This window comes from Lactobacillus sp. B4007 (genome assembly GCF_026535895.1).
Classification (GTDB): domain Bacteria; phylum Bacillota; class Bacilli; order Lactobacillales; family Lactobacillaceae; genus Lactobacillus; species Lactobacillus panisapium.
In genome coordinates this window covers 329,080-354,793 of sequence record NZ_JAFNPA010000001.1, presented here as the reverse complement: position 1 = coordinate 354,793, position 25,714 = coordinate 329,080, and the positions used below count along the sequence as shown (strand labels likewise).

The window sequence follows — 25,714 nt, the reverse complement described above, 5'->3', positions numbered from 1 at the left end:
TAAGTTAATCCTCCAGTTCTTGTTGCAATCCCTGTAAATAAAACTTTAATAACTGATTTGCTTCTGTTTCCAGATCAATTTGAAAAACTTTGAAGTCGACCGGTAATTGATCATGATTAAATTCATCGAGGTTCATCATGTTCATCAAGCCACTAATGATGGCACTTTGAATGACAAAAAGGTGACTAGCATCTTTGACGGATAATTCGGGTATTCGGGATGCAATTGCACGCCCTAGGTCACGGTTAATTTGATACAATTTTTGGCGGCCAAGCAGGGTCTGCTCACGATCAGCAGCTGCTTCTAAAATTGGTCCCCGAAGAGCGTTTAGCCGCAATAAATCTGCTTTTTGGTGAATCAACAAGTGATTTTCAGTTGTTAAAAAAGTGGTTAACTCGTTCCATGTAATTAATCCGGGCTTTTCTTGCCAGCGCTTGAGAACTTCTTGTAAATAGTCTTGGTAGCCTGAAAGAAGCAGGTACATGAAGATATTTTCTTTTGTCTTGAAGTAGTTAAACAGTGTGCCCTTGGCAACACCAGATTCACGGGCAATTTGCGCCATTGAAATGGCATTAAAATTATGTTTTTGGAACAGCTTGCTTGCAGATGCCGCAATTAGCTGCTTTTTTGCTAGTTTTTCTGCTGGCGTTAAGACATGCATCATATTCTCCTTTTTTCAATAATGACCACCGGTCATTTTACAAATGTTTTCTCTTTTGTGCAAGTTACAATTTGCTAAGAAAACGCTTGACTTAAAGTGCACTTTAAGGCTTATTGTAATTATTAAGAGCTAAAAAATGATTGAAAAATAATCATTTTTAACTCGCTTGCAGGGCTATTTTGTTTTAACTGCGTGCACTGCCAATAGCAGTTATGAGAAAGGTCGCTATTTCAGTGTAGCTGGCAAACAGCAATATCTGCTTGGCGTTAGTATTTTCTATGTAAATGTCTTCGACCTAAATAAATTTAGTATTGAAGTAATTAACAAATGGTTAACCAAAGATGGATGAATTAATGACTAATGAAAAAAAGTACCACATCGGTGAATTTAGTAAAATGGTGGGTCTTTCTTCCGCCACCCTTCGGTATTATGAAAGTGAGGGCCTGCTGGTACCGCAACGTGACCGCCAGGGGCAACGCTTTTATACCGAGGCTGATCGGGATTGGCTGCTCTTTTTGTTGCACCTCAAAGGTACGGGCATGACAATTAGCGAATTAAAAAAATACATTGCGCTGCGCGCTCAGGGAGATCAAACAATTCCGGAACGTTTAGCTCTATTAAAAAGAGTCCAGCAGAATGCCGAACAGCAGGTTAATGAACTACAAAATAATTTAAAGGTATTAAAGCATAAAATTGCTTGGTACGAGGGCAAGCAAAGTCATCAGATTGCCGCAAGTGAAACCTTTGCGGCATATTTAGCAAAAATAAAGGAGAAGAATCAAAATGGATAATCATGAGCAAGAAGTTAAAAATGGTCTTTTTGCACTGGGCGACAAAAATGAAGCCTTTCAAAAATACTTCATTGGTCAAAGCTATTTGCAAAATTTGGTGAATGATTCAGACCTTAATGTTGGTGTAGCTAATGTCAGCTTTGAACCAGGGTGTCGCAATAACTGGCACAAGCACAATAACGGTTTTCAAATTTTGTTAGCTACGGCTGGTGAAGGCTGGTATCAAGAAGAAGGCCAGCCGGCCCGCAAATTGCATCCAGGAGATGTTGTGGTTGTTCATGATGGTGTTAAGCATTGGCATGGTGCAACCAAGAATAGTTGGTTTGCACACTTGGCAATAACTGCGGGAACACCAGAATGGCTTGAACCAGTGACAGATGAAGATTATGAACAATTGGAGGATTAAAAAATGAAAAAACAAACAGCAGGCCGTGACAATTTAGGTAAATTTGCTCCTAAATTTGCGGAATTAAATGATGACGTATTATTTGGCGAAGTTTGGTCACGCGAGGAGCAAATGTCGGCCCGTGACCGGAGTTTGATTACGTGTGCTGCCTTAATGGCTCAGGGTTTGTATCCCCAGTTAAAGGCACATATGTCAATAGCAAAAACTAATGGGGTAACCAAAGAAGAAATGGTTGAATTAATTACCCACTTGGCCTTTTATTGTGGTTGGCCCAAGGCCTGGTCAGCTTTTGATTTGGCTAAAGACGTTTACGGCGAATAAAAAAACACGATTATTCATAACTAGAATAGCTACTTTTTAATGCATTGCTTGGCTTTATTGATTCAAGCAGTGCATTTTTTATGGATAAAATCAATTGATTACAGTAAAAATAGTTGATAACCAAGATGATTAGTGCATATTTAATCAAATAAATTTCGCACATGCTAAAATGAAATTGTAGTTAATATATTACTATTTATAAAATGCTATTCGTGTATATAGGAAGCCCGAAAATGAATAATAAAGATAAAGTTGTAGATTGGAAAAAGGCGCCATCCTTAGGAATAATTTTATTAAGTCTAGCTTTGTTCTGCTTATTTGCTGCTATTCCGGAAAAAGTAGACGCTGCTGTAAATTCACCTAAAGTAATAGTGCAAAAACAGTCTAAAGATAAAGTGAAAAAACAGAAAAAAGCTAAGCTGGTCCCGGTGACTGCGGCCGAAAATACTGCCGTAAAGGACAAAAGTACTACCGCTAATGAAGCTAAACAGCCTTTAAGTACTGACGATAGCGAGATTAAGCCGCAAGATAGTGCGCAACCATTTGCTACTAGTTTTAAATGGCATGGTCTTTCCTGGCAATATGATGACAATAGTAAAACGGCCACCATTCTTGGTGGAGAAGCCAAACTTGTTTATGATCCAAATGAATATCTTTCTAGCCTTGTTTCTAGCAACACTAAAACAATTAAAATAGCCGCTCCCTTGAAGGTAAGCGGTGATACTACGAACCTATTTAACTTCTTTACTAATGCAACTAGTATCGATTTAAGCAATTTAGATACTTCTCAGCTGAAATCAATGGCTTCGCTGTTTGAAAATTGTAAGTCGCTAACTAATATTACTTTTGGCAATATAGATACTTCTAATGTAAGTGATATGTCTTCAATGTTTAAAAATTGTCGAGCTTTAACTAGTTTAGACTTAAGTCATTTTAATACTGCTCAAGTAACCACGATGTCTTCAATGTTTGATTCCTGTTCATCTTTAACCAGTTTAGATTTGAGTCATTTTGATACCACCCAAGTTAGGAATATGTCGATGATGTTTTCACAAGATTACAGTTTAACCCAACTTGACGTAAGCCATTTTGATACCGCCCAAGTTAGGGATATGTCGATGATGTTTTCACAAGATAACAGTTTAACCAAACTTGACGTAAGCCATTTTAATACTGCCCAGGTAACGACAATGGCTAATATGTTTGGTTATTGTCAAAAATTGAAAACAATTAATGTGAATAATTTTAATACTTCAAACGTTCAAGACTTTTCTGGGGTATTTGTTAGCTGCTATAGTTTAACAGATTTGGACATCAGCAATTTTGATATGAGTAAGGTTATGAACGCTCAAGGCAGATATCGGGCAAATATGCTAGCTGGCTTAAGCAACTTAGTTACGCTAAAGCTAGGTCCCAAAAATTATCTTGTAACTGCGAATATTGAATTGCCAGGTACTTGGCGCAATGTCGGCGAAAATGGGACGATAGATCTGCCACAAGGAAATAAGAGTTGGTCATCGCAAGATTTACAGAATAATTATGATGGTACTAAGGATGCAGATACTTATGTCCGTTTTGCCACTTTAAAAATTACCTATCATAACCAAGCAGGCAAAGAAATTTCACCAGCAGACACAATATACGGTCGTGTAGGGACAAATTACAGCACTAAGGCCAAAGACATTCCTTATTACCAATTAGATGAAACAAATATACCAGCCAATAGTGAGGGAACTTATAATGGCGATGATATCAATGTTGACTATATTTATCTCTCTACCGCTAAACCGGTTACCGTTAAATATCAGGATGTCCAAGGAAAACAAATTGCCCAAGACGTAGTCCTGACAGGTGAAGGTGGCACAACATATACTAGTGTAGCTGTTAAAATTGATGGTTATACGCTTAAAACAACGCCAGAAAATGCTACCGGGATATTTACCGATCATGAGCAAACAGTGATTTATATTTATACCAAAGATCCGGTCAAAGCAGGCAACGTGATTGTGCGCTATCAAGATGAAGCTGGTCACTCAATTCACTCCGATATTATCTTAACGGGTTATATTAATGATTCCTATAGCAGTACCGCAATTCCAATTGAAGGTTATAGTTTAAAAACTGCACCAGAAAATCCCACGGGTCAATTTACTAATAAAGAACAAACTCTTATTTACGTCTATACTAGAAACCCGCTGTCAGTTGCTAACGTAACGGTCCACTATCAAGATGAGAAGGGCAAGCCAGTTGCCACAGATGTCATTTTGGGCGGCATTATCGGAACGCAGTATCAGAGTTATCCGTTGGTCATTAATGGTTATCAGCTCAAGACTACACCGGCTAATGCCTCAGGTACTTTTACGAAACAAAAGCAAGACGTAGTTTATGTTTACGCCAAAGATGCCAGTGCTAATAGCACTGCTGGGGGTCAAGGCGGCGGAACAGTGATCATTGCGGCTCCAAGCACAAGCACTGGCAAAGACAACAGCGGTGACTCAAATGATGCTAAAATCAAGCTTCCTGTTAGCAAGGCGGTTATGCATAATTCATATATTTATAATGAAAAAGAAGAAAGAATAGCTGGATGGCTGGGACAAGGTACAGTGATTAATACCTATGGAACGAAGCTTATTAATAACCGTAAGTATTATGTGCTGGCTAATAATGAATATGTTAGGGCTACTAATATTGATGGCGTTGTGCGTAAATTACGTCATAATGCTTACGTATTTAATCAAGCTGGTAAAAAAATTAAACTCTTAAAGCGGCACCAAGCTTGTCGAACTTACGGAGCTGCTGTTAAGAGACATGGCAAATTATTCTATCTTATTGGTAAAAATAGACTTGTTAAAAAGGCTAACTTCTAACAAGTAATGATCTCCTAGTTTTAATATTTAACTGAGTAAAATCGTTCGTTTAAAAAACGGACGATTTTTTAAATAGTAAGGTTGCTAAAAAGATATTTGTGATAAAATTAACTTATTAATTTAATGAAAGTGATTACATAGCAAAGAAGGAATCAATCATGATTTATCAAAAAGACATCAAGTGGGATGCCAATTATGATGTTGTTGTACTAGGTTTTGGCGGTGCTGGAGCAACAGCTGCACGCTTTGCCGCTGATAATGGTGCAAAAGTACTGCTTGTCGATGTTGCACCTGAAGGTCATGAAGGTGGCAATACTCGTTATTCGGCCCAGTTAATTGGTACGGGTAATGATTTTAATGAATTAAAAAAATATTATCAGAGTTTGACGGCACCGATGTCACTTGATGAAGAGATGATCGATACCTATGTTGCAGGAATGGTGGATATTCCTAATTATGTTACTAAATATTTAGGCGTAAAACCTTGCAGCGCTAAAAATTATGCCCCTGAAGCCCGCTATGCGTTTGAGGAATTCCCAGAATTTCCAGGTTCGACTTCATATGATTTTACTACCGTACGCGAGTCATGGTTTGACGCTGCACTTTGGAAAATTTTAAAAGAAGAGGTCGTTAAGCGCCAAGATCAAATTGATGTGATGTATGAGACCCCGGCTAAGGAATTAATTCAGGACCCAGTCAGTCGCAAGATTGAAGGTGTCTTGATTGAGCGCAAGCATCAGCTGCTTAAAGTGCAAGCCAAGACCGGTGTGGTAATGTGTACCGGCGGTTTTGAAAATAATCAAACAATGATTGAAGATTTTATTGGCGCTAAAAAACTAGCCCCTCTTGGCACCTTGTACAATAAGGGTGATGGCATCAAGATGGCTCGGCAAGTTGGCGCTGATTTCTGGCATTTATACAACTATGAATCTTTAGGTTTGCTGCACGGGATGGCATTTGCCGTACCAAAAGGTGAGCGTGGCCGCCTAATGCTCGGTAAGCAAAATGAAGTAGTAGCTCATGGCAGTTCGTTTGTTGTGGGTGATGATGGTACCAGATACTTTAACGAAGCGGAAGAAAATCGTCATGGTCACATTAAGAACCATGGTCAGTGGAAAGTGCCGCTCAACCAAGAACACCCTTATTTGATTTTTGATAAAGCTAAAAAAGCTGAATTAGACCAAGATCCAATTATTGGCAACTATCAGCCTTATCCAGATAATGTTATTGAGGCCGCAACGATTGGCGAGCTAGCAGAAAAGATTGGTGTTGCAAAAGCCACCTTGGAAGATACACTTACTCGCTTTAACCAGGCATGTCAAGCAGGCAATGATCCTGAATTTCGCCGGGACCCAAAGACTTTGCGGGCATTTACTGCAGGTCCGCTTTATGCCGTGCGCATGGAACAGACAATGCTAAACACGCAAGGTGGTGCGAGAAGAAATAAGGAAGCCGAAGTTCTCGATACTAAGGACAAGGCCATTCCTCACCTATATTCTGCCGGTGAATTTGGCGGTATTTGTGCTAACCAGTATCAAGGTGGTAACAACTTAGCCGAATGTTTGATTTGGGGTAAAATTGCCGGTGAAAATGCGGCCAAAGCTAAAGATGATGTGACGGTTGATGCTGCTAGTGGTGCATCAGCACACGATGTCCACTTGAATTCAGACCTTGAGCATGAAGACTATCCAACTGGCAAGGATCAATACATTGGTAGGTCCAATGGCGGCATGGGTGGCGAAATCGTTGTTCGGGTCACTGCCGATAAGCAAAAGAATTTACAAAACATTGAGGTTCTCAAGCAGGCCGAATCAGAAGATTATGGTCTAAAGGCAATCAAAACCATGCCAGCCGAAATGGTTAAGGAAAACAAGGTTGATGTCGATGCCGTCTCGGGCGCATCGAGCACCTGTCGCGGATTAAAAGCTGCGGTTAACGATGCCTTAGATAAGATTGATCAATAAATAACAAAAAAGGGATTAGCGCAAACTAGTTCCTTTTTTTGTGTCTAATTGTTTTTAGGAAAAAATACTATTTATATATGTATCAGTAGTATAATTTGGGTAGATAAGTTAAAAAAACAGAGGATAATTGAATAGGATAAGAAAATGAACTTTACCCAATTACGTTGCTTCATTAAAGCAGTTGACAACTCCAGTTTTACAATTGCCGCTGAGCGGTTGAATTTTTCCCAATCGGCTGTTTCTAAAAACATTAAGGATTTAGAAAATACAATCGGTGTTACCCTGATTAACCGGGCCCATCACCGCATTTCATTGACTAATGCCGGTAAATATTTTTACCGCGTGGCCCGAAATGTTGTTGATGATATGGACTATACGGTGGCTTATTTACAAAGCCAAAAGAATAATCCCGAGACGCTTTTGCGGATTGGTGTTTGTGATACGCCCTTAGAACAAAAAATTTTACCTATTTTCTTGCGCAAATTGCGTAAGTCAGGCAGTAACCTGAACGTGCAATTTGTTTTTGTACTTAATAACTCAATTGGTGAATTATTGAATCACCACGTAGATATTTGTGCAATTGCGCGTGAAGACGTTGATGTTGTTGATGATGTCAGGTTTGAGCCCCTAATTACCGGTAGAGTCGTGGTCGCCTGTCCTGATGATTCGCCGCTTGCTAAAAAAGACAAGATAGCAGTTGCCGACTTAAGAAATCAAAACATTTTTTTGCTAGATCCCAATAGCTCCCTGAATGTTCAACTAAATTTTCAGACGGCGCTAATTAACAATTTGGGTATGGAACATATCAAGTTTGTCCAAGACTTTTTGGCAATGGATATTTATGTTCGTGGTGGCTGGGGCTACGGCATTTTACCCAACTTTATCGCTGACTCGCAATCTGCTGGCATTACTTATGTGCCAATTGATTATCATGATATTTCGCCTTATGGTATTGCCTACATGGAATCTTTTTCCAATAAGTCAGTTCTTGATGAAGTATTAGACACGCTCAAGAAGTCCGTAAAGGAATACACCCAAAAAAATAATAAATAATACACATATAGATAGTTATTTAAAAATGCTTGTATAGTAAGCCTAAGCGCTTATTGCACAAGCATTTTTTTGATTATTAAAGCATAACAAGAATGTTCTCTATTCCATTTAGTAATCTTGAATTCTAATATTGGTGCAGAAATTCACTAGATAAATAGTATTATGAAAGCGATTAAAGGATTTGCATTAAGAAGTGAGGGATAAAAAATGGAAAATACTTATGATGTTATTATCGCTGGCGCAAGTAATGCTGGTGGTATGGCAGCTTGTGCAGCTGCTGAAAAAGGAGCTAAAGTTCTCTTGATTGATAAGCAAGGAAGCTCACAGTTTCTTTACCGTTCTTTCTTTGCAGCACTTGATAGTAATGCTCAAAGAAGAGCCGGAATCAAAGTAGACAAAGCTAAGTTGATGAACTTCTTAACTTTATTCTTCCAAGACAATGTTGATGAACGACTTTTATGGACTTGGGCTAACCACGCTGATGAAACAGCTAATTGGCTTGAAGACAATATCTTAAAGCCAAATGGTGGAGTTTTAAGACCACAAAAAGATGCTTACTATGAATCAATTGTTAACACTGCCTTTAATACTGAACTAGCAATTGCCACCCCGGAAAACGGCTGGGCTCATTATGGTGATTGGATGATCGATAAGGTTAAGGAACTTGGCGTAACACTTAAATATAATACCAAGCTAGAAGAATTAATTACCGATGATAGTGGTGCTGTAACTGGTGTCATTACTAGTGACCGTGATTCAGGCGCAAAGACTGAATATCATGCAAATAAAGGTGTCATCATTTGTACCGGTGGTTATGGTGCTAACGTCGAATTGATGAAGAAGTGGGATCCACTTGGTTATAAGAAGAATGTTTATTCAGATGGCCCTCGGGATGATGGTTCAGGTATTCTAGCTGGTCTAAAAGTTGGGGCAGCAAGGGATGAAGAACCAGCAGAAATCATTTTTGATCGTGGTGCCGTTCCCGTTGGAACGAAGGCTGAAGATCATTATGAGATTGACTTTAAGGGTCCTGGCTATTTCTGGATGGGTGCTTATCCATTGCTTAAAGTCAACCTGAAGGGTGAGCGCTTTGGCAATGAAAGTGTTCCTTACCAATTTGATATCAACGCAATGGCTAAACAACCAGGTTACTTAGAAGCACAAATTTGGTCAGAAGACACAATGGATCACTTGGACCAATTTAGAACTCAAGGTTGTTCACGGCTCAATTGGCCAGGTATTTACAATACTGAAGAAAATAAGGCTGAGATTCAACGTCGAATTGATGACGGTATGGTGCAAAAAGCCGACACGCTTGAAGAATTGGCTGAAAAATTACAATTACCAGCAGACAAGTTGGTCAGCACGGTTAAACGCTATAACGAAATGTGTGCAAACGGTGTTGATACCGACTTTGGTAAAGAAAAATTCAGACTATTCCCAGTTGATAAAGCACCTTACTACGGTGTCATTATGGGTGGACGTCTTCTTGCAACACTTGATGGTCTGCGGATCAATACCAAAATGGAAGTTATTGATAAAAATGGTGATCCGATTCCACATCTTTATGCTGCTGGTAATGCAAGTGGTGGATTCTTCTGGGGCAGCTATCCAGACAGAGTTCCAGGTTTAACTTGCAGTCACGCTCAGACCTTCGGTCGTTTAGCAGGTCAATACGCTGCGGAAAATTAGTTTTTATTTAATAAAAGGAGATTAAGAATCATGGAAGAAAAACAATTACCTAAGCTTTCTAGCTACCGGTGGGTAATTCTGGCAATAGCCGCTTTGCTTGATGCCATTAGTAGTTATATTCAATTTCAGATTTCTGCTTTGGCTGTGCAAATTATGCCAGCTTTGCATATTGCGCCAGCTCAGTTTCAAATTTTGCTGATGGCACCAATGCTAATTGCAGTTTTCTTGAGTATTCCTGCAGGTTCACTTGCAGATAAGTTTGGTGCTAAGAAAATCGTTTCCATTGGATTAGTTATTTCTGTAATTGGTGCTTACGGCCGCTTAATTGCCAATAACTTTTTCACAATGTTTATAACTTTGTTGCTTTTCGGTGTTTATATGGCACTCCTAAATGCTAATACGCTGAAAATCTTTGGTACTTGGTTTAAGCAAGATACTAATATGGCGATGGGTGTTTTCTTTGCCTCAGCTAGCGTCGGTATTATGCTCTCTCAAGCTACTAGTTCGCTGTTTCCATCTGTTAAACAGGCATATATCTTTTCATCAACAGTGCTTTTGATTTTAGCTGTTTGCTGGATGATTTTTGTTAAAGACACCCCTCAAGGTGAAGAAATACCACAACCACAAGTTGAGCAAGGTAAATCTGAGTCGTCATTAAAGTTCTTTGAAGCTGCAGCAAAAAGTAAGAAAACTTGGTATGTTGCTTTAGCTGTCGGTTTTGGAATGGGTGCCAGTGAAGCCTTCTCCGGTATTTTGCCACAAGCATTTGCCGCAAGAGGTATGACACCAGCACAAGCCGGTGCGGTTGCCGCCGTTGCCACAATTGGTAGTTTATGCGGTTCACTATTTGGTCCATCTATTATCAATAAAGCTAAAAAAGGTAAGCCAGTAATGATTTTAATTACGATTCTTGGTGGCTTATTGATGGCAGTTACTTGGTATATTCCACTTGGAATGCCATTAACAATTGCCTTGATTCTCGGTGGTGTCTTCGGTGCTATGACTGGCCCGATTATGCAGGCGATGCCAATTACTTTCCCTGAAATCGGCCCAAAGAATGCTGGTAGTGCAGGTGGACTTGTTGGAACAGTTTCACTACTCTTGTCATTCTTTATTCCATTTATTATTTCTGCTATTGCTGGTAGAAACTATGCCTTAACCTTCATCATTCAAGGAATCGTCTTCGTGGTTCAAGTCATTGTTTTGGCAATTTTGCCAGACCCTAATATTGCACGTAAACGCAATAATCAAAGATAACTAGCTTGATAATTAGAAAGGAATTTTATCATGGCAAAAAAGATTACTGATAAGCCGGGGAAATACACCGGTTCTGGTCAGGGTAAGGAGAGTCAAATCAACCTTGAAGTAGAAGTTGATGAGGACAAGATTGTTAGCGTTAAGCCATTAGATCAATATGCTCCTGATAGCCTTGCCGACAATGCTTTTCACAAGATGGCTCAAAAGATTGTTGATCATCAATCAGCCGACGTTGACGTCGTTTCCGGTGCTTCGGAAACTTCACGTGGCATTATTGAAGGCGTTAAAGAGGCCTTGAATAAGGCAGCAGTTGACTTGGCTGCTTTAAAAGAAAATAGTGCGCAAAGTCAAACGGAAACACAAGAAGTAATTGACGTTGATGTTGCAGTTGTTGGTGCTGGTGGAGCAGGCGCTGCTGCCGCTTTAGCAGCACGCCAGCACGGCGCTCGTGTTGCTTTAATTGAAAAAACAATCTCGCCACTTGGTGCCAGTACTTTTGCTGGTGGGATGTTTGCTGGCGATAGCCAACAACAAAAAGAGCAAAATGCAGTTGTATCAAAGAAGTGGCTCTATGATGAATATATGGACGCTTCACAAGGCTATATGAATTCAATTCTTGTTCGTCGCATCATTGATGAATCAGGCAAAACTGTCGACTGGCTGAATGAAAACGGCGCAATCATGAAATTGGTTGATGCCGGAACCGGTGGTAGTTTTGACCACATTGGTATGCCAGCTACTCTTCACGGCTATCAAGAAGGCGGAACTAAGGCTGTTACCAAGTTGATTGAGAAGTTTAAGTCAATTGGCGGGCAAATGTATTTTGGTTTTGCTGGGCAAAAGCTCTTGCAGGATGCTGATGGTAAAGTCATCGGTTTAATTGCACAGGGTGATGATAAAGAGCTTCATGTCAATGCTAAAAAAGTGATTATCGCTACAGGCGGTTTCGGCGGTAATCCGCAAATGCGTAAAGAATACTTGGGTGATGTTAGCACCCAAGGACAAGTTTTACAAAACACCGGTGATGGTCTAAACATGGCCTGGGATGCTGGTACTGCGCACCATATTAATGGTTCAACGCATTATTTCTGGCAAACTTTCAGTAATGAAGACATTGGTGCAATGGCAAAATTAGTTGGTCCTAACTGGATGCCAGTTAACGCTTTGGCCGATTTTCCAAACCTCCGGGTCAATAACCGTGGCCAACGTTATGCCAGTGAAACTCACGCTTTGGACTTTGCGGTTCATGGAGCTGAGCTGTCCGAGCAGCCTAAGCAGACTGAATATGTCATCTTTGATCAGGCCATGCTTGATAAGATTAAAGAGGGCGGCATGGTTGCAATTGAAGACCATTATGGCAAGTGGAAGAATAAGCGCCAGTTCTATATGGAATTCAATTTCCCAACTGACACTGAGGAAAGTATCAAGCACGAACATGAAAAGACGGACTTTACCTCATTATTAAACAAGCTAAGTTCAACTGATGTTGTCTTTATTGGTGACACAATTGCGGAACTTGCAGAAAAAATGGGCGTCAATCCGGAGAATTTGCAAAAGTCCGTTGATCAATATAATGCTGCGAAGAAAAAGGGTGAAGATGAATTATTCTTCTCCGATACCAAGCGAATGATTCCTGTTGAAAATGGCCCATTTTACGCAGTTAAGTATATTGCACGTAACCTTGGAACTCTCGGTGGTGCTACAATTGATGAAAAGATGCATGCTCTAGCACCAAGTGGCGAGCCTGTTCCTAATCTTTATGTAGCAGGTGCTGATGCTTCCGGAATGTATGGTAAGGCGTACGTTGATTTTGAAGGTGGAACTTTAGGTTTTGCTTACATTTCAGGACGCCTAGCCGGAATCGATGCAGCTGAAACTGCTAAAGAGGGTAAATAGTTTAAAAAAAGCATGTACAGATTTGCTGAAAATTTGTATGTGCCTTTTTGGTCAAAGGAGAAAAATCATGGCTGAGAAGAAGTATGATGTTGTAATTGTTGGTGCTGGTCTTGCCGGTTTTGCTGCGGCCGCTGAAGCTGCCGATAATAACTTAAAGACCTTACTTGTCGAAAAAGGTAAGACCACTGGTGGTACAGGAAACTATGTTGAAGGTGTTTTTGCGGCAGATTCTGAATTACAAAAAAAGGACCATGCGGAAATTGATCAAGAAGAGTTGCTAAAAGAAGAGTTAACTTATTCGCATTACAAAGCAGATGGCAAAATGTGGCAAAAATATATTGCCAATGCGGGTAAAAACGTTTCTTGGCTTGAAAAACGGGGCGCTGAAATTGCGATGGTTGCTAGCCTAGGTTCAGGGGCAAGAACCTGGCATTTGTTCAAGGGCAAGGGCCACGATGCAATTCATTCAGGTCTCGAGCCATATGCGAAGTCTAAGGGCGTTGAAATTATTACTTTAACGCGTGTAACGGATCTTAAGCAAAATGAAGATCAAACTTATAACGTAACTTTGACGAACGTTGAAGATGATACTGAAGAGATTGTAGTTGCTAATAACGTCATTTTGGCAAGTGGCGGCTATCTGAATAACTTGGAATTGATGGAACACACTCCTCATCAAAATCCGGATAATGTAATTCCTGTCAACTCAGGTAAAAGTACCGGTGATGGTTTATGTCTTGCCTGGAATCTTGGCGCTAAACAATTCTTTACCGGAATGTCAATGATGTTTGGTGGCCAATTAAAAGATGATTCGGTTCCTTCATTTAAACTATGGGGTACAGCCATTTGGAGTTCTGTCTGTGATCAACCACAAATGTGGGTTAATGAAATCGGTGAACGTTTTGTTGATGAAAGTGCAGCAGTCGTCAACTGGGCTAATGAAGGCAATTCGATGAATCGCCAAGAGCGTGTCTTTTGTATTTTCAGTCAGAAAATCTTAGATGACTTCACCGATAAGTCATATCCAAGATCAATGAAACCATTTGTACCTGAAGACCGTTACCCAAGTCTGCGAGAAGACATTGAACAAGCCGAAAAAGATGGTCGCAAGTACTTGCATAAAGCTGCAACAATTGAAGAATTAGCTAAAGAGATTGATACCCCTAACTTACCAGCTTATGTGAAGCACTATAATGAAATGGCCGCTAATGGCGAGGATACCGATTTTCATAAGCCAGCCAAATACATGCTTCCAGTTGATGGGGATGGCCCATTTTATGCCATTGAACTAGGCGTTGGTGCCTATACAACTGGTGACGGCTTACGTGTAAATACCAATAATGAAGTTTTGGATACTAAGGGAAGACCAATTAGTGGCCTTTACGCAATTGGTAGTGACGGATCAACCGTTTTGTACGGTGATACCTACGGCGTTAATGTCCCTGGTACTCATGCAGGTTACTGTATCTTTTCGGGCCGCAATGCGATTAAAGCAATTGCCAATAAGCAGTAAAAAGCATAGCAGTTTGATTGATTATATAAAAATTAGAAAACCATTTTTACTAAATTTAGCAAAGCATTGAATGCATACATTCAATGCTTTTTCTTTAGGTCTTAGTCATATTTGATTCCTAAGTTATAAGTAAATGGAAAGTCAATATGTACTATAAGAATAATTTCAAGGCATTATTGTGGCAGATCTTACTCTATTCAACGATTAGTGTTTTTGCAGCAGCGATTATAGTTGTAACGCGGTAGCATATATGCTACCGTAATGCTTGACGGAGGAGTACATGAAAAAAAGTTGTTTTTGAATACTATGACAAAGATGAGTTTCGTGTCTTTTGGCGTAAATTACCCCATAAAGAAGCTGTAAAATTATTGGTTACAATTGAAAAAATTAGTAAGTTTGGCTTGCTAATAGCACAAGAACAACAGTGGATTAAAAAAACTGGAATCAAACTTGTTTGAAATTCGCTCACATTACGGAAATTCATTATATTATTACTCATGGTTTTAAGAAAAAGAGCAACAAGACTCCGATGAGAGAAATAACTCATGCTAAAGCAATTAGAACTAAATTTTTAAAGGATGATAGTAATGAAAAATGAAACTGAAAAAATGCTTGAAGAATTAACTAAAAATAATTCTCAATTAAAAGAATACGCTGATCAGTATGGTCGCCAGCTAGAAGCTGCTGTGGCGGTTACTGAATTGCGTAAAAATGCAAGAATTAGTCAACGCGATTTAGCAGAAAAAGCTGGTGTAAGCAAATCAACTATCACGCGAATTGAAAAAGGTAATATGAATCCTTCACTTAAGACATTGGACAAGCTGGGCGCAGCTGTAGGTAAACACCTTTCTATTTCTTATGACTAATACAGATATAGGTTTTAATTTTGTTTGTAAACTATAATTAGAGTTTAAACTAAAAACCACTTTCATTAAATTTACCAAAAGAGTCTGGGAAAAATCATCTTCTCCTAGACTATTAAAAAAGCGTTGAACATACTGGTTCAACGTTTTTTGTATATATTATCTTTTGGTCTTGCTAGTATTTAATTACTAATCTTCAAATATAGCGAGAGACCAAACACAATGTACAAAGTCATTCTATATGCCAGACTGCTTTAGTACTTAATTTAGTCTCTACTAATTTGCCTAGCAATAAGTACCGCTTGGTAGTGTTTAATCTGCATGACGCCATTTTGGATCAGTTAAAATTCGAGCAGTTAGAAGTCCAATTGGCAAAGCAGTAATAATCATCAACGCGTTCATTATCCAGTAAGCACCAATGTTAATGTTGGTTACACCGAAATTGAAAACAGCGCGGTACATGTAAAGTCCCGGCACCATAATGACGATTGCCGGCACCGTGATTGCAATTCGCGGAAAGCCGACTTTATCACGAACAAAGCTGGCAACTAAGCCAGCTAGCAGTGAGCCAATAAAAGCTGCAAGAGGGGCAGGAACATGGTTAAATTCGGCTAAGCTCAATCGTAATGTATTGGCAAAAGCTCCGATAAGTGCTGCTACTGTTGCCATTGATGGCTTGGCATTAAACATGATTGAAAAGCCATAAACACCGCAAAAGCTAGCAATTAACCGTAAGACTGTTAATATTACTGGATTTAGTGTGAGTTCAGGAATTGAGCCGGGCTTTAAGTTTAGTGTAGTTGCCACGCCCCAACCAACCATTGTTGCAATCATAATGGTTAAAACCGCATAAGAAAGACGTTCAAGTCCTGACCGCATATCCAATTTTGACATGTCGAGCCCAGAGGTAATAAATGGAAAACCAGGAATAACGTAAAGCATTGACCCGATATAGCCGTATGCATGATGATAATTCCAGCCTAAGAACTTTTCTCCTAGTCGGAAACAAAAGAAGTAAATAGCACAAGAAATAGCTACACCAACAGCAATTTTGGCTACCAAAGTAATCTTGTGCTTGCCCATTACGCCGCGGAAGTAATTCCCGACGGCAGCACCAAAAAAGGTACAAATCATTTCTGGTAAACCGCCGCCTAATAAGAAAATAAAGCTGGCACAGGCGAGTCCCGCGCTCAGAGCACCAATTGTTAACGAGTAGCTTTTGGTATGTTTTTCAATTTGATTAAGTTCCTGATGAACCGCACCAATTGTCCAGTATTCATTTTCTGTTTCAAAGCGACGGACAAAATCTTCCATTTTATTTAACTTATTCATGTTAACGCCGGTAGTTGGTAGCGATAAAGTTTGTGAATAAGATTTATTATCGACATCGAAGCAAGTATAACTGATAGTTAATAAACCAATATCAGTAGAACAAGTAATGTCTAACGCCCGCGCTATGGTATTCATTGAATCACGTACGCGCCAGGCCCCAGTTCCGCATTCTAAAAGCATTATTCCTACTCTGCCAACAAGTGACCCTTTTTCTACTAGCGTAGTATCCCCAATTAGGGTATCGTCTGGACTCTTGAAAAATTCTTTCCAGTGAATTTTCATATGATGATGAGACGAGATATGATGTTGTGGTTCGTTTTCGTCCATTATTTGTGATATTGCCTCTCTTTGAAATCTAAAACACAGTGTTTCTATTTTACCATACTTGAAAAAGGGGTCGTGTTTTATTCGTCTTTAGAGCTAAGAATCGAAGAAAAAGTTACTATTTATAAAATTATGTAGTATACTACATAATTAACAACTAAGAAAGGAAAGGCACAATGTCTGATCACTTTTTAAACCAGCTAGGTCCCAAAATTAAAATAGCCAATACCGTAATTGAAAAAGAATTGAACAATCGGTTTGCAGAAATGTTTAAAAAATATTCTTTAACTGGTGCGCAAATCTCATTATTGGTATTTTTATATGATTCAAAGGGTAGGACGATTACCCAAAAAGAAATAGCGGATACTTTTGTCTTAAGCCACCCAACGATTCGTGGAATCGTTAAGCGTCTTGAAGACAATAATTTGATTGCTACTTCCCACTTAAAAAATGATCAACGGCAAATTGTTTTGACATTAAGTGCTAAAGGTTTTGCTTTACTTGATGACAACATTACTGCAATTCATGAAATTATGGATAAGGTCAATAAGCGGATTGTTGCTGGTTTATCTGATGCAGACGTTAAGCAATTGGAACATATTTTAAATGTAATTATTGGTAATTTTTAATTGTTATTTTTATAAAAAGTGTAGCATGCTATTTAAAAGGAGAAAATAATGGAAAAAGAGGTAAAAAGCATTTCTGGTCATAAACGAGCAGTAATGATGACAGTACTACTTTTTGGAGCGTTTGTTGCTTTATTAGCAGAAACTTTTTTAAATAATGCCCTGCCATCAATCATGAATTCATTTGGGGTAAGTCAAGCAACAGCGCAATGGCTCACTACTGCATATTTACTTGTGGTCGGATTAATGATTCCAATCTCGGCGTGGATTTTTGCGTCTTTTAGTTTAAAGAAAAATTTCTTAACCATGATGGGAATCTTTTGTATCGGTTCGGTTATTTGTATATTCGCCCCAAACTTTTATGTATTATTGACCGGACGAATTATTGAAGCTATAGCTGCCGGAGGCTTAATGCCGTTTATTCAAAACGTAATTTTGCTGATGTTTCCACCGGAAAAGCGTGGGTTAGCGATGGGTATCACCGGCTTTGTCGTTGGCTTTGGCCCGGCGGTGGGACCGACAATTTCGGGTTTAATTTTAAAATATGCCGAATGGCAAATGTTGTTTGTTATTTTAAGTGTTACTAGTGCAACCGTGATGGTTTTTGGACTTTTTACGATACAAAACATTACAACAGCGCACTTAGATTCAACTGATGGTATTTCGTTTTTAGAATCAATTCTGGGTTTTGGTCTGCTTCTATATGCTTTATCAGAAATTGGTAATACTGGTAAAATTACGCTGCCGTTAATCTTGGTGTTTGTCATTGGGATAGTCATTATTTGCCTATTTTGTCACCGGCAATTACATATGGCAGAGCCACTGCTTGATATTCGCGTTTTTAAAAATCGGCGTTTTAACTTGTGTACCTTGCTTAGCACCATCAGTAATATCGCAATGGTTGGAATTGAGTTGGTTTTACCTCTTTATCTTCAAACAACGCGTGCGGAAACCGCGCTAACTTCGGGACTAGTAATGATGCCCGGGGCACTAATTATGATAATTTGTAATCCGATTTCTGGTACTTTATATGATAAATACGGAATTAAACGGTTATCTCTATTCGGCTTTGTCATGCTATTATGCGGTACGTTGCCAATGCTAATCTTCAATGCTCAAACGAGCCTGTTTTTAATTAGTTTGTGTTATGCAATGCGCATGGTCGGTATATCGTTTACCATGATGACTACTTTTACTGCTGGAATTAATGAAGTGCAAGCTGATTTAACGGCTCATGCCAATGCAGCTTCCTCGACAATTAGACAAATTGGGGGATCGCTTGGCACGGCTTTAGCAATGCTAGTTGTAACTTTGGGAGCAAAGAATATGGTTGGAACTAAGGCAGCGCAGCTGGCAAGCGGCTATCATTTAGGCTTTATCTTAATGCTTGTTTTTGCCATTATTGGCTTTTGCTGTTCATTCTTTTTACCGTCAGCTAAGGAGGAACATAAGTAAATTATAAAGAATCTGATGGTTAAGCTAAAAATGCTGAGTGGTTGAAACCGCTACAGCATTTTTTCATTGCAAGCGACTAAATTACTCATAATTGCTCATTTTTGCATGAAAATGAATTTTTTTGAGCAAAAATGATTGCTTTTAGCGAGCAACGCGCATAAAATTACCCAAGGAGGTGAAGGGAAAGTATGCTAACGCAAAAGCGCCGAAAATTAATCGAGAACTACATTAACCAACATGAATTATGTCGGGTCTGCGATCTTTCGGAATTGACAGCGACCTCAGAATCAACGATTCGTCGAGATTTAATTCAGCTCGAAAAAAAGGGTTTAGTCAAACGCGTTCATGGCGGGGCACAATCAGTGAAAAATTTTGCTCACGATGTTTCGCAGCATATTCGCTTCACAATGAATCACGATGATAAAGTTCGCATTGCCCGGTACGCGGTCAAACATTATGTGCACGAAAATGATTACCTATTTATCGATGCGGGAACAACTAGCTATGAAATGGTGCCGTTTCTTGCGGAAGTTCCGGGAGTCACAATTGTCACTAATGGGATTGAAACAGCTCTAAGTGCTGTTGGGCACGGCATTAGTACCATGCTTTTAGGCGGCAAGATCAAGGAGGACACTCACGCAGTTGTGGGCGAATCCGCACTTCAGCAGCTGCAGAATATGAATTTTGCGGCTTGTTTTATCGGCACCAATGGGATTGATCGTCTAGGCAATCTAACCACACCGGATCCCGAAGAAGCGGCAATCAAGAAAATGGAAATTGCTCGGTCAGATCATACTTATGTTCTAACTGATGCTTCTAAAGTCGGTGAACGTAATTTTGCCGTTTTTGGTAATGCAAAAGATATTACCGTGATTACGACTGTGTTAAACACGCAACATAAAAATACTTTACCTGCTAAAGTAGATTTGAAGGAGGCCAAATAGATGATATATACGGTTACTGTTAACCCTGCTTTGGATTATGTCATCCAATTAGAAAAGGTGGAAAGCGGCAGTGTCAACCGTAGCAATAATTGTTCATTTTTAGCTGGAGGTAAGGGGATTAACGTCTCGCAAATTCTTAACCAGTTAAAAATTGATAATACTGCTTGGGGCTTTGTTGGTGGCTTTACTGGCAAAGAATTGGTACGGCAATTAAATCAGCGCCGCATTGTCAATGACTTTGTCACCATTTCTGATGATACGCGGGTCAACGTTAAGGTACATGCTCAAGCTGAAACAGAAATTAATGCTGCAGGACCTAACATTACTGATCAGGAAATTACGGCTTTTAAGTCACGTCTAAGTGATTTACAAAAAGGCGACATTGTTGTCTTAAGTGGTTCTTTGGCACCTAGTCTTTCGGTTGATTTTTACCAAGAATTATTACCTGAAATTAAAAATGCGGGTGCGGAATTTGTAATTGACACAACTGGTCAGGCTCTACTTGATACGCTTAACTACAAGCCATTAGTAATCAAGCCAAATCACCATGAACTTGCCGACTTGTTTGACACGACTTTTTCATCTGATCAAGATATGCTTGAATGTGCTCATAAGTTACTCGACATGGGTGCACAAAATGTCATGGTTTCAATGGCTGGCAAGGGTGGCTACTTGATTACTCAAGATCACTTCTACCATGCCAAAGGTGCAGTTGGAACTGCTGTTAATTCCGTTGGTGCGGGTGATTCAATGATCGCGGGCTTTGTCGGAACTTATGTTAAAACTAAGGATCCGGTTGAAAGTTTCCGGATCGGAATGGCCTGTGGTGCTGCTACAGCCTTTACCAAGGATATTGCGGTCATGAGCCAGATAGAAGCGGTCTTACCACAAATTAACGTGGAAGAAATTTCGTAATGAAGGAGAATTCAAATGCAAATTAAAGATATTTTAGCTCCTGAATCGATGATTATGTCGCTTAAAGCGACAAACAAAGAAGATGCAATCAAGGAAATGGCTGATTTGGAAGTCAAGACCGGGATTGTTAATGATGAAGATGAATTCATCAAATCGATTTGGGCACGTGAAAATGAATCAACAACTGGTATTGGTGATGGCATTGCAATGCCACACGCTCGTAACAAGGCAATCAATAAGGCCCGTGTTCTTTTTGCCAAAAGTGAACAAGGAATTGATTACAATTCACTTGATGGTCAACCAGTTTATTTGTTCTTTATGATTACCGCACCAGATGGTGCTGATAATACTCACTTGCAAGCTTTGGCTAAGCTATCAGGCTTACTGATTAACCCGGATTTGGTTGCAGCATTAAAGAATGCCCAATCACCTGAAGAAGTAATCAAGCTATTTGAAGACGCTGAACAAAGAAGCGATGCTGATAAAAAAGCCGAAAAAGAGCAAGCCGCTGGTGCAAGTAATACCGGTGATGCAGACAAGCCGTTAATTGTTGGGGTTACTGCATGTATTAATGGGATTGCCCACACTTACATGGCACAAGAAGCAATTATTAAAGCCGGTAAAGCACAAGGTGCTGATGTTCGAATTGAAACGAATGGTTCCGAAGGCGTTAAGGACAAGTTGACCGCTGACGAAATTAAGCGGGCAAAGGGTGTTATCATTGCCTCTGATAAGAAAGTCGACATGCCCCGTTTTGATGGTAAGCCATTGATTAGCCGTCCTGTTGTTGACGGTATTAATAAACCTGACGAATTAGTTGAAACTATCCTTGATTCAAAGGCTAGTGTTTACCATTCCGAAGGTCAGGCTGCACAAGAATCTGATGACTCTAAGAAGGGCTTCTGGGGTTCAATTTACCAAAACCTAATGAATGGTGTTTCTCACATGTTGCCGTTTGTTATCGGTGGTGGTATTTTAATGGCTATTTCCTTCATTGTGGAAAACTATGCTGGCGGACCAAAGTCACCTGCCTTCATTTTCCTCAACAATGCCGGAAATATGGCCTTTGCTTTCATGGTGCCAATTCTTTCAGGTTACATTGCTGAATCAATCGGCGACTTACCTGCTTTAATGCCAGGTTTCGTCGGTGGTTTTATGGCTACTGTCTATAGCGGTGCCTACGGTGGTGCTTACGTAGCTAATGTCTTAACTAATGCTAAGTCTCCAGCTGGGTTCCTTGGTGGTCTTGCATCAGGTTTCGTTGCCGGTTACTTGGTAATTGGCTTGAAGAAATTGTTTGCTAAGTTGCCAAAATCACTTGAGGGTATGAAGCCAATGCTTATTTACCCAATTCTGAGTTTGCTGCTGATTGCACTGATTATGTACTACATTGTTAACCCAATCTTCAGTACAATTAACTTTGCAATTACTAACTTCTTAAACCAAATGGGTACTGGCAACTTAGTTGTTTTGACCACCATCTTGGCTGCGATGATGTCAATCGATATGGGTGGACCTTTCAACAAGGCTGCGTATGTCTTTGCTTCAGGTGCGTTTGCCAATGACCCTCATTCAACGGTTGCTGCCGTAATGATGGCTGCAGTTATGGTCGGCGGAATGGTACCACCATTTGCTACTGCAATTGCAACTACTTTCTTCAAGAACAAGTACACTGAAGATGAGCGCCGTGCCGGAATTACTAACTGGATTCTAGGTTTCTCATTCATCACCGAAGGTGCAATTCCATTTGCTGCCGCTGATGCCGGTCACGTCATCCCATCATGTATCATCGGTTCAGCAGTTGGTGGAGCTTTAGTTGGCTTCTGGCGCATCGGTGTTCCCGCACCTCACGGTGGTCTTTGGGTATCACCACTTGCTAACCACATTTTGCTCTACTTTGTAGCTACGATTGTTGGTTCAATTGTGGCCGGGGTGATCTTGGGCTTATGGAAAAAAGCAATTAAAACCGAAAATTAATTAATTTACCAATTCGTTTAAAAACGTCACTTTAATAGGTGGCGTTTTTTGTTAATAAAGTTTAGGACATGGAGTAACAATATTAAGTAAGTAAAAGTTATAAAGTATAAGTTGCTGAAAGATCTACTAGTTTTTTAATTAAATTAGATTTTTTTGAGATAAACTGAATTATATGTAATACTAAAGTGTTAATAAAGGGATAGTTCAATGCATTAGTGGGATGGAGAATATCATGTTTAATTTATTCATTTTGTTAGCAGAAAGACTAGGAATAATTATGATTCTTGCTTTCATGCTGGTTAATATGCGCTTTTTCAGGAACTTAATTGAAAAAAGAACACTAAAGTCGCAGATTTGGTTATTCGTAATTTTTTCCTTATTTGTCGTTATTGCTAACTTAACCGGGGTAGAAATTTCTAGCTCAAAAGAAATTGTTACGCCGCTAATAATTACTGGACTGCCGCAGACTGATTCGATTGCCAACACCCGAATGCTGGTTATTACCACTGCTAGCTTAACTGCAGGTCCCTATGTTGGTATGTTGGTGGGACTTGTTGGTGGGCTGCACCGCGTTATCTTTGGTGGCTTTTCTGATTATTTTTATATCGCCAGTTCAGTTTTGATTGGCTATCTTATTGGGGTTCTGGGAGACCGGGTAAAAAAGAATAGTCTTTATCCGTCATCATTTTGGGTTGCCGTTTTATCATTATTCGCGGAACTAATTCAGATGGCCTTTATCTTTGCTTTTCATGGCTTTGGTTTAGTTAAGCTGATCTTTATCCCGATGATTTTGTTAAACACAATTGGTTCCAGCCTGTTTATTGAGATTTTAAGAACTTATTTATCAAATGAACGACAATTGCGGGCAGTGCAAACAAAGGATGTTCTGGAATTAACTAATAAAACTTTGCCCTATTTTAGACACGGTCTAGACCTTAATTCGGCCGCTCATGTTTGTCACATTATCAAAAAATATACAAAGTTTGATGCCGTGGGCTTAACCGACAGAGTTAACGTTTTAGCTCATGTTGGTGCTGGCCAGGACCATCATATTGCTGGCGAACCTGTTATTACTGATATGTCAAAAACGGTAATTGCGACGGGCAAGGAAAAATTGGCTCATTCTAAAGAAGAAATTGGCTGCCCGCACAAAGGTTGTCCGTTAACATCGGCAATTGTGTGTCCTCTTCAAGTTAATAAGAAAACAATTGGTGCCTTAAAACTATATTTTTGTGAGGGAAGAGAGATGACCGTAGTTGAAGAAAATTTAGTGCGTGGTCTTGCTATGATTTTTTCTGGTCAATTGGCGATCGGAATTACTGAGCAGCAGACCGCGCTACTCAACGAAGCAGAAATTAGGGCGCTACAAGTTCAGATTAATCCTCATTTTTTCTTTAATGCGGTTAATACAATTGTTGCCTTAATGCGGGTCGACGTTGATCAGGCTCATGATGCTTTAATGGAATTAAGTACATTTTTTCGGTCGAGTTTAAAGAACGGCCAGGCTAAAGAGGTTACGCTTGAGCAGGAAAAGCAGCACGTAGAAGCATATACTAAGATAGAAAGCCTGCGCTTTCCTAATAAATTTACAGTTGATTACCAGATTGAAGTTCCAAATGAAACTTTGTTGCCGTCTTTTTGTCTCCAAATTTTTATTGAAAATGCGATTCGGCATGCTTTTAAAGGGCGCAAAACCGGTAATCAGATTACGGTCAATCTGAACAGAAAGAGTGCAAATCTCGCAATCAGCGTTAGTGACAATGGTAGCGGAATTGATCCGCAGATTTTAAGTAGGCTAGGTCAAGAACCAATCAGCGAATCAAAAGGGAGTGGACTGGCACTTTATAATTTAAATAAGCGCTTAATCAATTTATACGGAACATCTAGTCAGTTAAAGGTGTTAACTAGTGCAAATGGCACAACATTTAAGATGACAATTCCATTAAAGCTAGCCAAAAAAGCAAATTAATAAGAAGGGGAAATTAGGATGAAGATTTTAATTGTTGATGATGAACCGCTAGCAAGAAATGAACTAGCGTATTTAATTAAAAAAAGTCTGTCTATGAAGGAGCAGACAATTAAACTTTATCAGGCTGAAGATATTAAAGAAGCGCAAGGAATCTTGTTAAAGCATCAGATCGACTTAATGTTTCTCGACATTTCGCTCAATGAGGAAAACGGTTTTGAACTAGCTGAAGAATTAAAGCAGCTTGCCTATTCTCCCATTATCATTTTTGCGACCGCATATGATGAGTATGCAGTTAAGGCCTTTGATGTTGGTGCACTTGATTATGTTTTAAAACCGTTTGAACAAAAGCGGATTGACCAGGCATTGGCCAAAGCTGTTAATATTTTAAATGTGCAGGCAAATAAGTCGGTTCAAACTAAAACTGACCGCGAGGTTTTAAGTATTGAACTTGAAGATCGAAATGTCGTAATCAAAAAACTGGATGTTATTTCTGCTAGAATCGATAATGGTATTTTAACGATCACAACTAATAAGCAAAAATATCAAACTAAAAAGACCCTAGCGTGGATTGCTAAGCGGCTGACGGATCCACGTTTTATGCAGGTTCACCGCAGTGCTGTAGTCAATATTGAAGATATTCAGGAAGTTCAGCCTTGGTTTAATCATACTTTACTATTAATCATGAGTAATGGTGATCGGATCCAAGTTGGCCGCTCTTACCGTAAAGATCTGAATGAGCGGCTGGGGATGTAATAAGAAAAAATTAAAAAATAGGACTTGTGAAAGTTGCTGGGTGCAGTTCGCAGGTCCTTTTTTGCAGTTCACCTCTAAATCGCTTTCAAATGAATGATTTTACGTTAAAGTAATTAATGAAGGCAATCAAAGATG

Annotated in this window: 21 protein-coding genes; 19 read left to right on the top strand and 2 right to left on the bottom strand. The window is 39.5% G+C overall.

Going from position 1 to position 25,714, the window contains the following annotated elements:
• Positions 1–4: 4 nt before the first annotated feature.
• A complete protein-coding gene (locus J3U54_RS01715; RefSeq protein ID WP_267384773.1) occupies positions 5–661 on the bottom strand; it encodes a TetR/AcrR family transcriptional regulator in 657 nt (218 codons plus the stop codon).
• Between the two features lie 353 nt (positions 662–1,014).
• On the opposite strand from J3U54_RS01715, the gene J3U54_RS01710 reads away from it, so the two are divergent.
• From J3U54_RS01710 to J3U54_RS01655, 12 genes are all read left to right on the top strand, one after another.
• Positions 1,015–1,452 (top strand): MerR family transcriptional regulator, encoded by a 438-nt coding sequence (locus J3U54_RS01710; RefSeq protein ID WP_258567343.1) that lies wholly within the window; start codon positions 1,015–1,017, stop codon positions 1,450–1,452.
• Positions 1,445–1,858, top strand: coding sequence for a cupin domain-containing protein (locus J3U54_RS01705; RefSeq protein ID WP_267384767.1), 414 nt, complete (start codon positions 1,445–1,447; stop codon positions 1,856–1,858). Before J3U54_RS01710 ends, J3U54_RS01705 begins: the two co-directional genes overlap by 8 nt.
• Before the next feature lie 3 nt (positions 1,859–1,861).
• On the top strand, positions 1,862–2,179 hold the full coding sequence (locus J3U54_RS01700; protein WP_267384765.1) for a carboxymuconolactone decarboxylase family protein: 318 nt from the start codon (positions 1,862–1,864) through the stop codon (positions 2,177–2,179).
• Positions 2,180–2,412: 233 nt separating this feature from the next.
• Positions 2,413–5,046 (top strand): MucBP domain-containing protein, encoded by a 2,634-nt coding sequence (locus J3U54_RS01695; RefSeq protein ID WP_267384763.1) that lies wholly within the window; start codon positions 2,413–2,415, stop codon positions 5,044–5,046.
• Positions 5,047–5,204: 158 nt separating this feature from the next.
• Positions 5,205–7,010: an FAD-binding protein gene (locus J3U54_RS01690; RefSeq protein WP_267384761.1), complete on the top strand. Its 1,806-nt coding sequence runs from the start codon at positions 5,205–5,207 to the stop codon at positions 7,008–7,010.
• Positions 7,011–7,154: 144 nt separating this feature from the next.
• Positions 7,155–8,063, top strand: coding sequence for a LysR family transcriptional regulator (locus J3U54_RS01685; RefSeq protein WP_103752979.1), 909 nt, complete (start codon positions 7,155–7,157; stop codon positions 8,061–8,063).
• A gap of 207 nt (positions 8,064–8,270) precedes the next feature.
• Positions 8,271–9,755 carry an FAD-dependent oxidoreductase gene (locus J3U54_RS01680; protein WP_103752978.1) on the top strand — a complete coding sequence of 495 codons (1,485 nt, stop codon included), beginning with the start codon at positions 8,271–8,273 and terminating at the stop codon, positions 9,753–9,755.
• Positions 9,756–9,785: 30 nt separating this feature from the next.
• Positions 9,786–11,012: an MFS transporter gene (locus tag J3U54_RS01675; protein ID WP_220232356.1), complete on the top strand. Its 1,227-nt coding sequence runs from the start codon at positions 9,786–9,788 to the stop codon at positions 11,010–11,012.
• A 30-nt stretch (positions 11,013–11,042) separates the two neighbouring features.
• The gene (locus J3U54_RS01670) at positions 11,043–12,908 is read left to right on the top strand and encodes an FAD-dependent oxidoreductase (protein ID WP_267384755.1); all 1,866 of its coding nucleotides are present in this window, start codon (positions 11,043–11,045) and stop codon (positions 12,906–12,908) included.
• 67 nt (positions 12,909–12,975) lie between these two features.
• Complete coding sequence (locus J3U54_RS01665; RefSeq protein ID WP_267384753.1) at positions 12,976–14,421, top strand: FAD-dependent oxidoreductase; 1,446 nt, start codon at positions 12,976–12,978, stop codon at positions 14,419–14,421.
• A 454-nt stretch (positions 14,422–14,875) separates the two neighbouring features.
• Complete coding sequence (locus tag J3U54_RS09125; protein WP_267384751.1) at positions 14,876–15,019, top strand: type II toxin-antitoxin system RelE/ParE family toxin; 144 nt, start codon at positions 14,876–14,878, stop codon at positions 15,017–15,019.
• The gene (locus J3U54_RS01655) at positions 15,009–15,287 is read left to right on the top strand and encodes a helix-turn-helix domain-containing protein (protein ID WP_164715410.1); all 279 of its coding nucleotides are present in this window, start codon (positions 15,009–15,011) and stop codon (positions 15,285–15,287) included. The genes J3U54_RS09125 and J3U54_RS01655 overlap by 11 nt, the downstream gene beginning before the upstream one ends.
• 309 nt (positions 15,288–15,596) lie before the next feature.
• Here the strand turns inward: J3U54_RS01655 and J3U54_RS01650 are convergent, their stop codons facing one another.
• On the bottom strand, positions 15,597–16,943 hold the full coding sequence (locus J3U54_RS01650; RefSeq protein ID WP_103752973.1) for a threonine/serine ThrE exporter family protein: 1,347 nt from the start codon (positions 16,941–16,943) through the stop codon (positions 15,597–15,599).
• A gap of 173 nt (positions 16,944–17,116) precedes the next feature.
• Here J3U54_RS01650 and J3U54_RS01645 point away from each other — a divergent pair, with 173 nt between their 5' ends.
• From J3U54_RS01645 to J3U54_RS01615, 7 genes are all read left to right on the top strand, one after another.
• Positions 17,117–17,569 (top strand): MarR family winged helix-turn-helix transcriptional regulator, encoded by a 453-nt coding sequence (locus J3U54_RS01645; protein WP_103752972.1) that lies wholly within the window; start codon positions 17,117–17,119, stop codon positions 17,567–17,569.
• Positions 17,570–17,617: 48 nt separating this feature from the next.
• On the top strand, positions 17,618–19,021 hold the full coding sequence (locus tag J3U54_RS01640; RefSeq protein WP_267384738.1) for an MDR family MFS transporter: 1,404 nt from the start codon (positions 17,618–17,620) through the stop codon (positions 19,019–19,021).
• Between the two features lie 188 nt (positions 19,022–19,209).
• Positions 19,210–19,965 carry a DeoR/GlpR family DNA-binding transcription regulator gene (locus J3U54_RS01635; protein WP_103752970.1) on the top strand — a complete coding sequence of 252 codons (756 nt, stop codon included), beginning with the start codon at positions 19,210–19,212 and terminating at the stop codon, positions 19,963–19,965.
• The gene (gene pfkB, locus J3U54_RS01630; RefSeq protein WP_103752969.1) at positions 19,966–20,880 is read left to right on the top strand and encodes a 1-phosphofructokinase; all 915 of its coding nucleotides are present in this window, start codon (positions 19,966–19,968) and stop codon (positions 20,878–20,880) included.
• A 15-nt stretch (positions 20,881–20,895) separates the two neighbouring features.
• Entirely contained in the window at positions 20,896–22,857 is a 1,962-nt protein-coding gene (locus J3U54_RS01625) for a PTS fructose transporter subunit IIABC (RefSeq protein WP_267384735.1), read from the top strand.
• Positions 22,858–23,089: 232 nt separating this feature from the next.
• Positions 23,090–24,826: a LytS/YhcK type 5TM receptor domain-containing protein gene (locus J3U54_RS01620; RefSeq protein ID WP_267384733.1), complete on the top strand. Its 1,737-nt coding sequence runs from the start codon at positions 23,090–23,092 to the stop codon at positions 24,824–24,826.
• A gap of 18 nt (positions 24,827–24,844) precedes the next feature.
• On the top strand, positions 24,845–25,579 hold the full coding sequence (locus J3U54_RS01615; RefSeq protein ID WP_103752966.1) for a LytTR family transcriptional regulator DNA-binding domain-containing protein: 735 nt from the start codon (positions 24,845–24,847) through the stop codon (positions 25,577–25,579).
• Positions 25,580–25,714: the final 135 nt, after the last annotated feature.

What these genes read in the sequence shown, in the direction of transcription:
- J3U54_RS01715 (WP_267384773.1), bottom strand. Translation starts at nt 661, where the DNA reads ATGCATGTCTTAACGCCAGCAGAAAAACTAGCAAAAAAGCAGCTAATT.
- J3U54_RS01710 (WP_258567343.1), top strand. Translation starts at nt 1,015, where the DNA reads ATGACTAATGAAAAAAAGTACCACATCGGTGAATTTAGTAAAATGGTG.
- J3U54_RS01705 (WP_267384767.1), top strand. Translation starts at nt 1,445, where the DNA reads ATGGATAATCATGAGCAAGAAGTTAAAAATGGTCTTTTTGCACTGGGC.
- J3U54_RS01700 (WP_267384765.1), top strand. Translation starts at nt 1,862, where the DNA reads ATGAAAAAACAAACAGCAGGCCGTGACAATTTAGGTAAATTTGCTCCT.
- J3U54_RS01695 (WP_267384763.1), top strand. Translation starts at nt 2,413, where the DNA reads ATGAATAATAAAGATAAAGTTGTAGATTGGAAAAAGGCGCCATCCTTA.
- J3U54_RS01690 (WP_267384761.1), top strand. Translation starts at nt 5,205, where the DNA reads ATGATTTATCAAAAAGACATCAAGTGGGATGCCAATTATGATGTTGTT.
- J3U54_RS01685 (WP_103752979.1), top strand. Translation starts at nt 7,155, where the DNA reads ATGAACTTTACCCAATTACGTTGCTTCATTAAAGCAGTTGACAACTCC.
- J3U54_RS01680 (WP_103752978.1), top strand. Translation starts at nt 8,271, where the DNA reads ATGGAAAATACTTATGATGTTATTATCGCTGGCGCAAGTAATGCTGGT.
- J3U54_RS01675 (WP_220232356.1), top strand. Translation starts at nt 9,786, where the DNA reads ATGGAAGAAAAACAATTACCTAAGCTTTCTAGCTACCGGTGGGTAATT.
- J3U54_RS01670 (WP_267384755.1), top strand. Translation starts at nt 11,043, where the DNA reads ATGGCAAAAAAGATTACTGATAAGCCGGGGAAATACACCGGTTCTGGT.
- J3U54_RS01665 (WP_267384753.1), top strand. Translation starts at nt 12,976, where the DNA reads ATGGCTGAGAAGAAGTATGATGTTGTAATTGTTGGTGCTGGTCTTGCC.
- J3U54_RS01655 (WP_164715410.1), top strand. Translation starts at nt 15,009, where the DNA reads ATGAAAAATGAAACTGAAAAAATGCTTGAAGAATTAACTAAAAATAAT.
- J3U54_RS01650 (WP_103752973.1), bottom strand. Translation starts at nt 16,943, where the DNA reads ATGGACGAAAACGAACCACAACATCATATCTCGTCTCATCATCATATG.
- J3U54_RS01645 (WP_103752972.1), top strand. Translation starts at nt 17,117, where the DNA reads ATGTCTGATCACTTTTTAAACCAGCTAGGTCCCAAAATTAAAATAGCC.
- J3U54_RS01640 (WP_267384738.1), top strand. Translation starts at nt 17,618, where the DNA reads ATGGAAAAAGAGGTAAAAAGCATTTCTGGTCATAAACGAGCAGTAATG.
- J3U54_RS01635 (WP_103752970.1), top strand. Translation starts at nt 19,210, where the DNA reads ATGCTAACGCAAAAGCGCCGAAAATTAATCGAGAACTACATTAACCAA.
- pfkB (WP_103752969.1), top strand. Translation starts at nt 19,966, where the DNA reads ATGATATATACGGTTACTGTTAACCCTGCTTTGGATTATGTCATCCAA.
- J3U54_RS01625 (WP_267384735.1), top strand. Translation starts at nt 20,896, where the DNA reads ATGCAAATTAAAGATATTTTAGCTCCTGAATCGATGATTATGTCGCTT.
- J3U54_RS01620 (WP_267384733.1), top strand. Translation starts at nt 23,090, where the DNA reads ATGTTTAATTTATTCATTTTGTTAGCAGAAAGACTAGGAATAATTATG.
- J3U54_RS01615 (WP_103752966.1), top strand. Translation starts at nt 24,845, where the DNA reads ATGAAGATTTTAATTGTTGATGATGAACCGCTAGCAAGAAATGAACTA.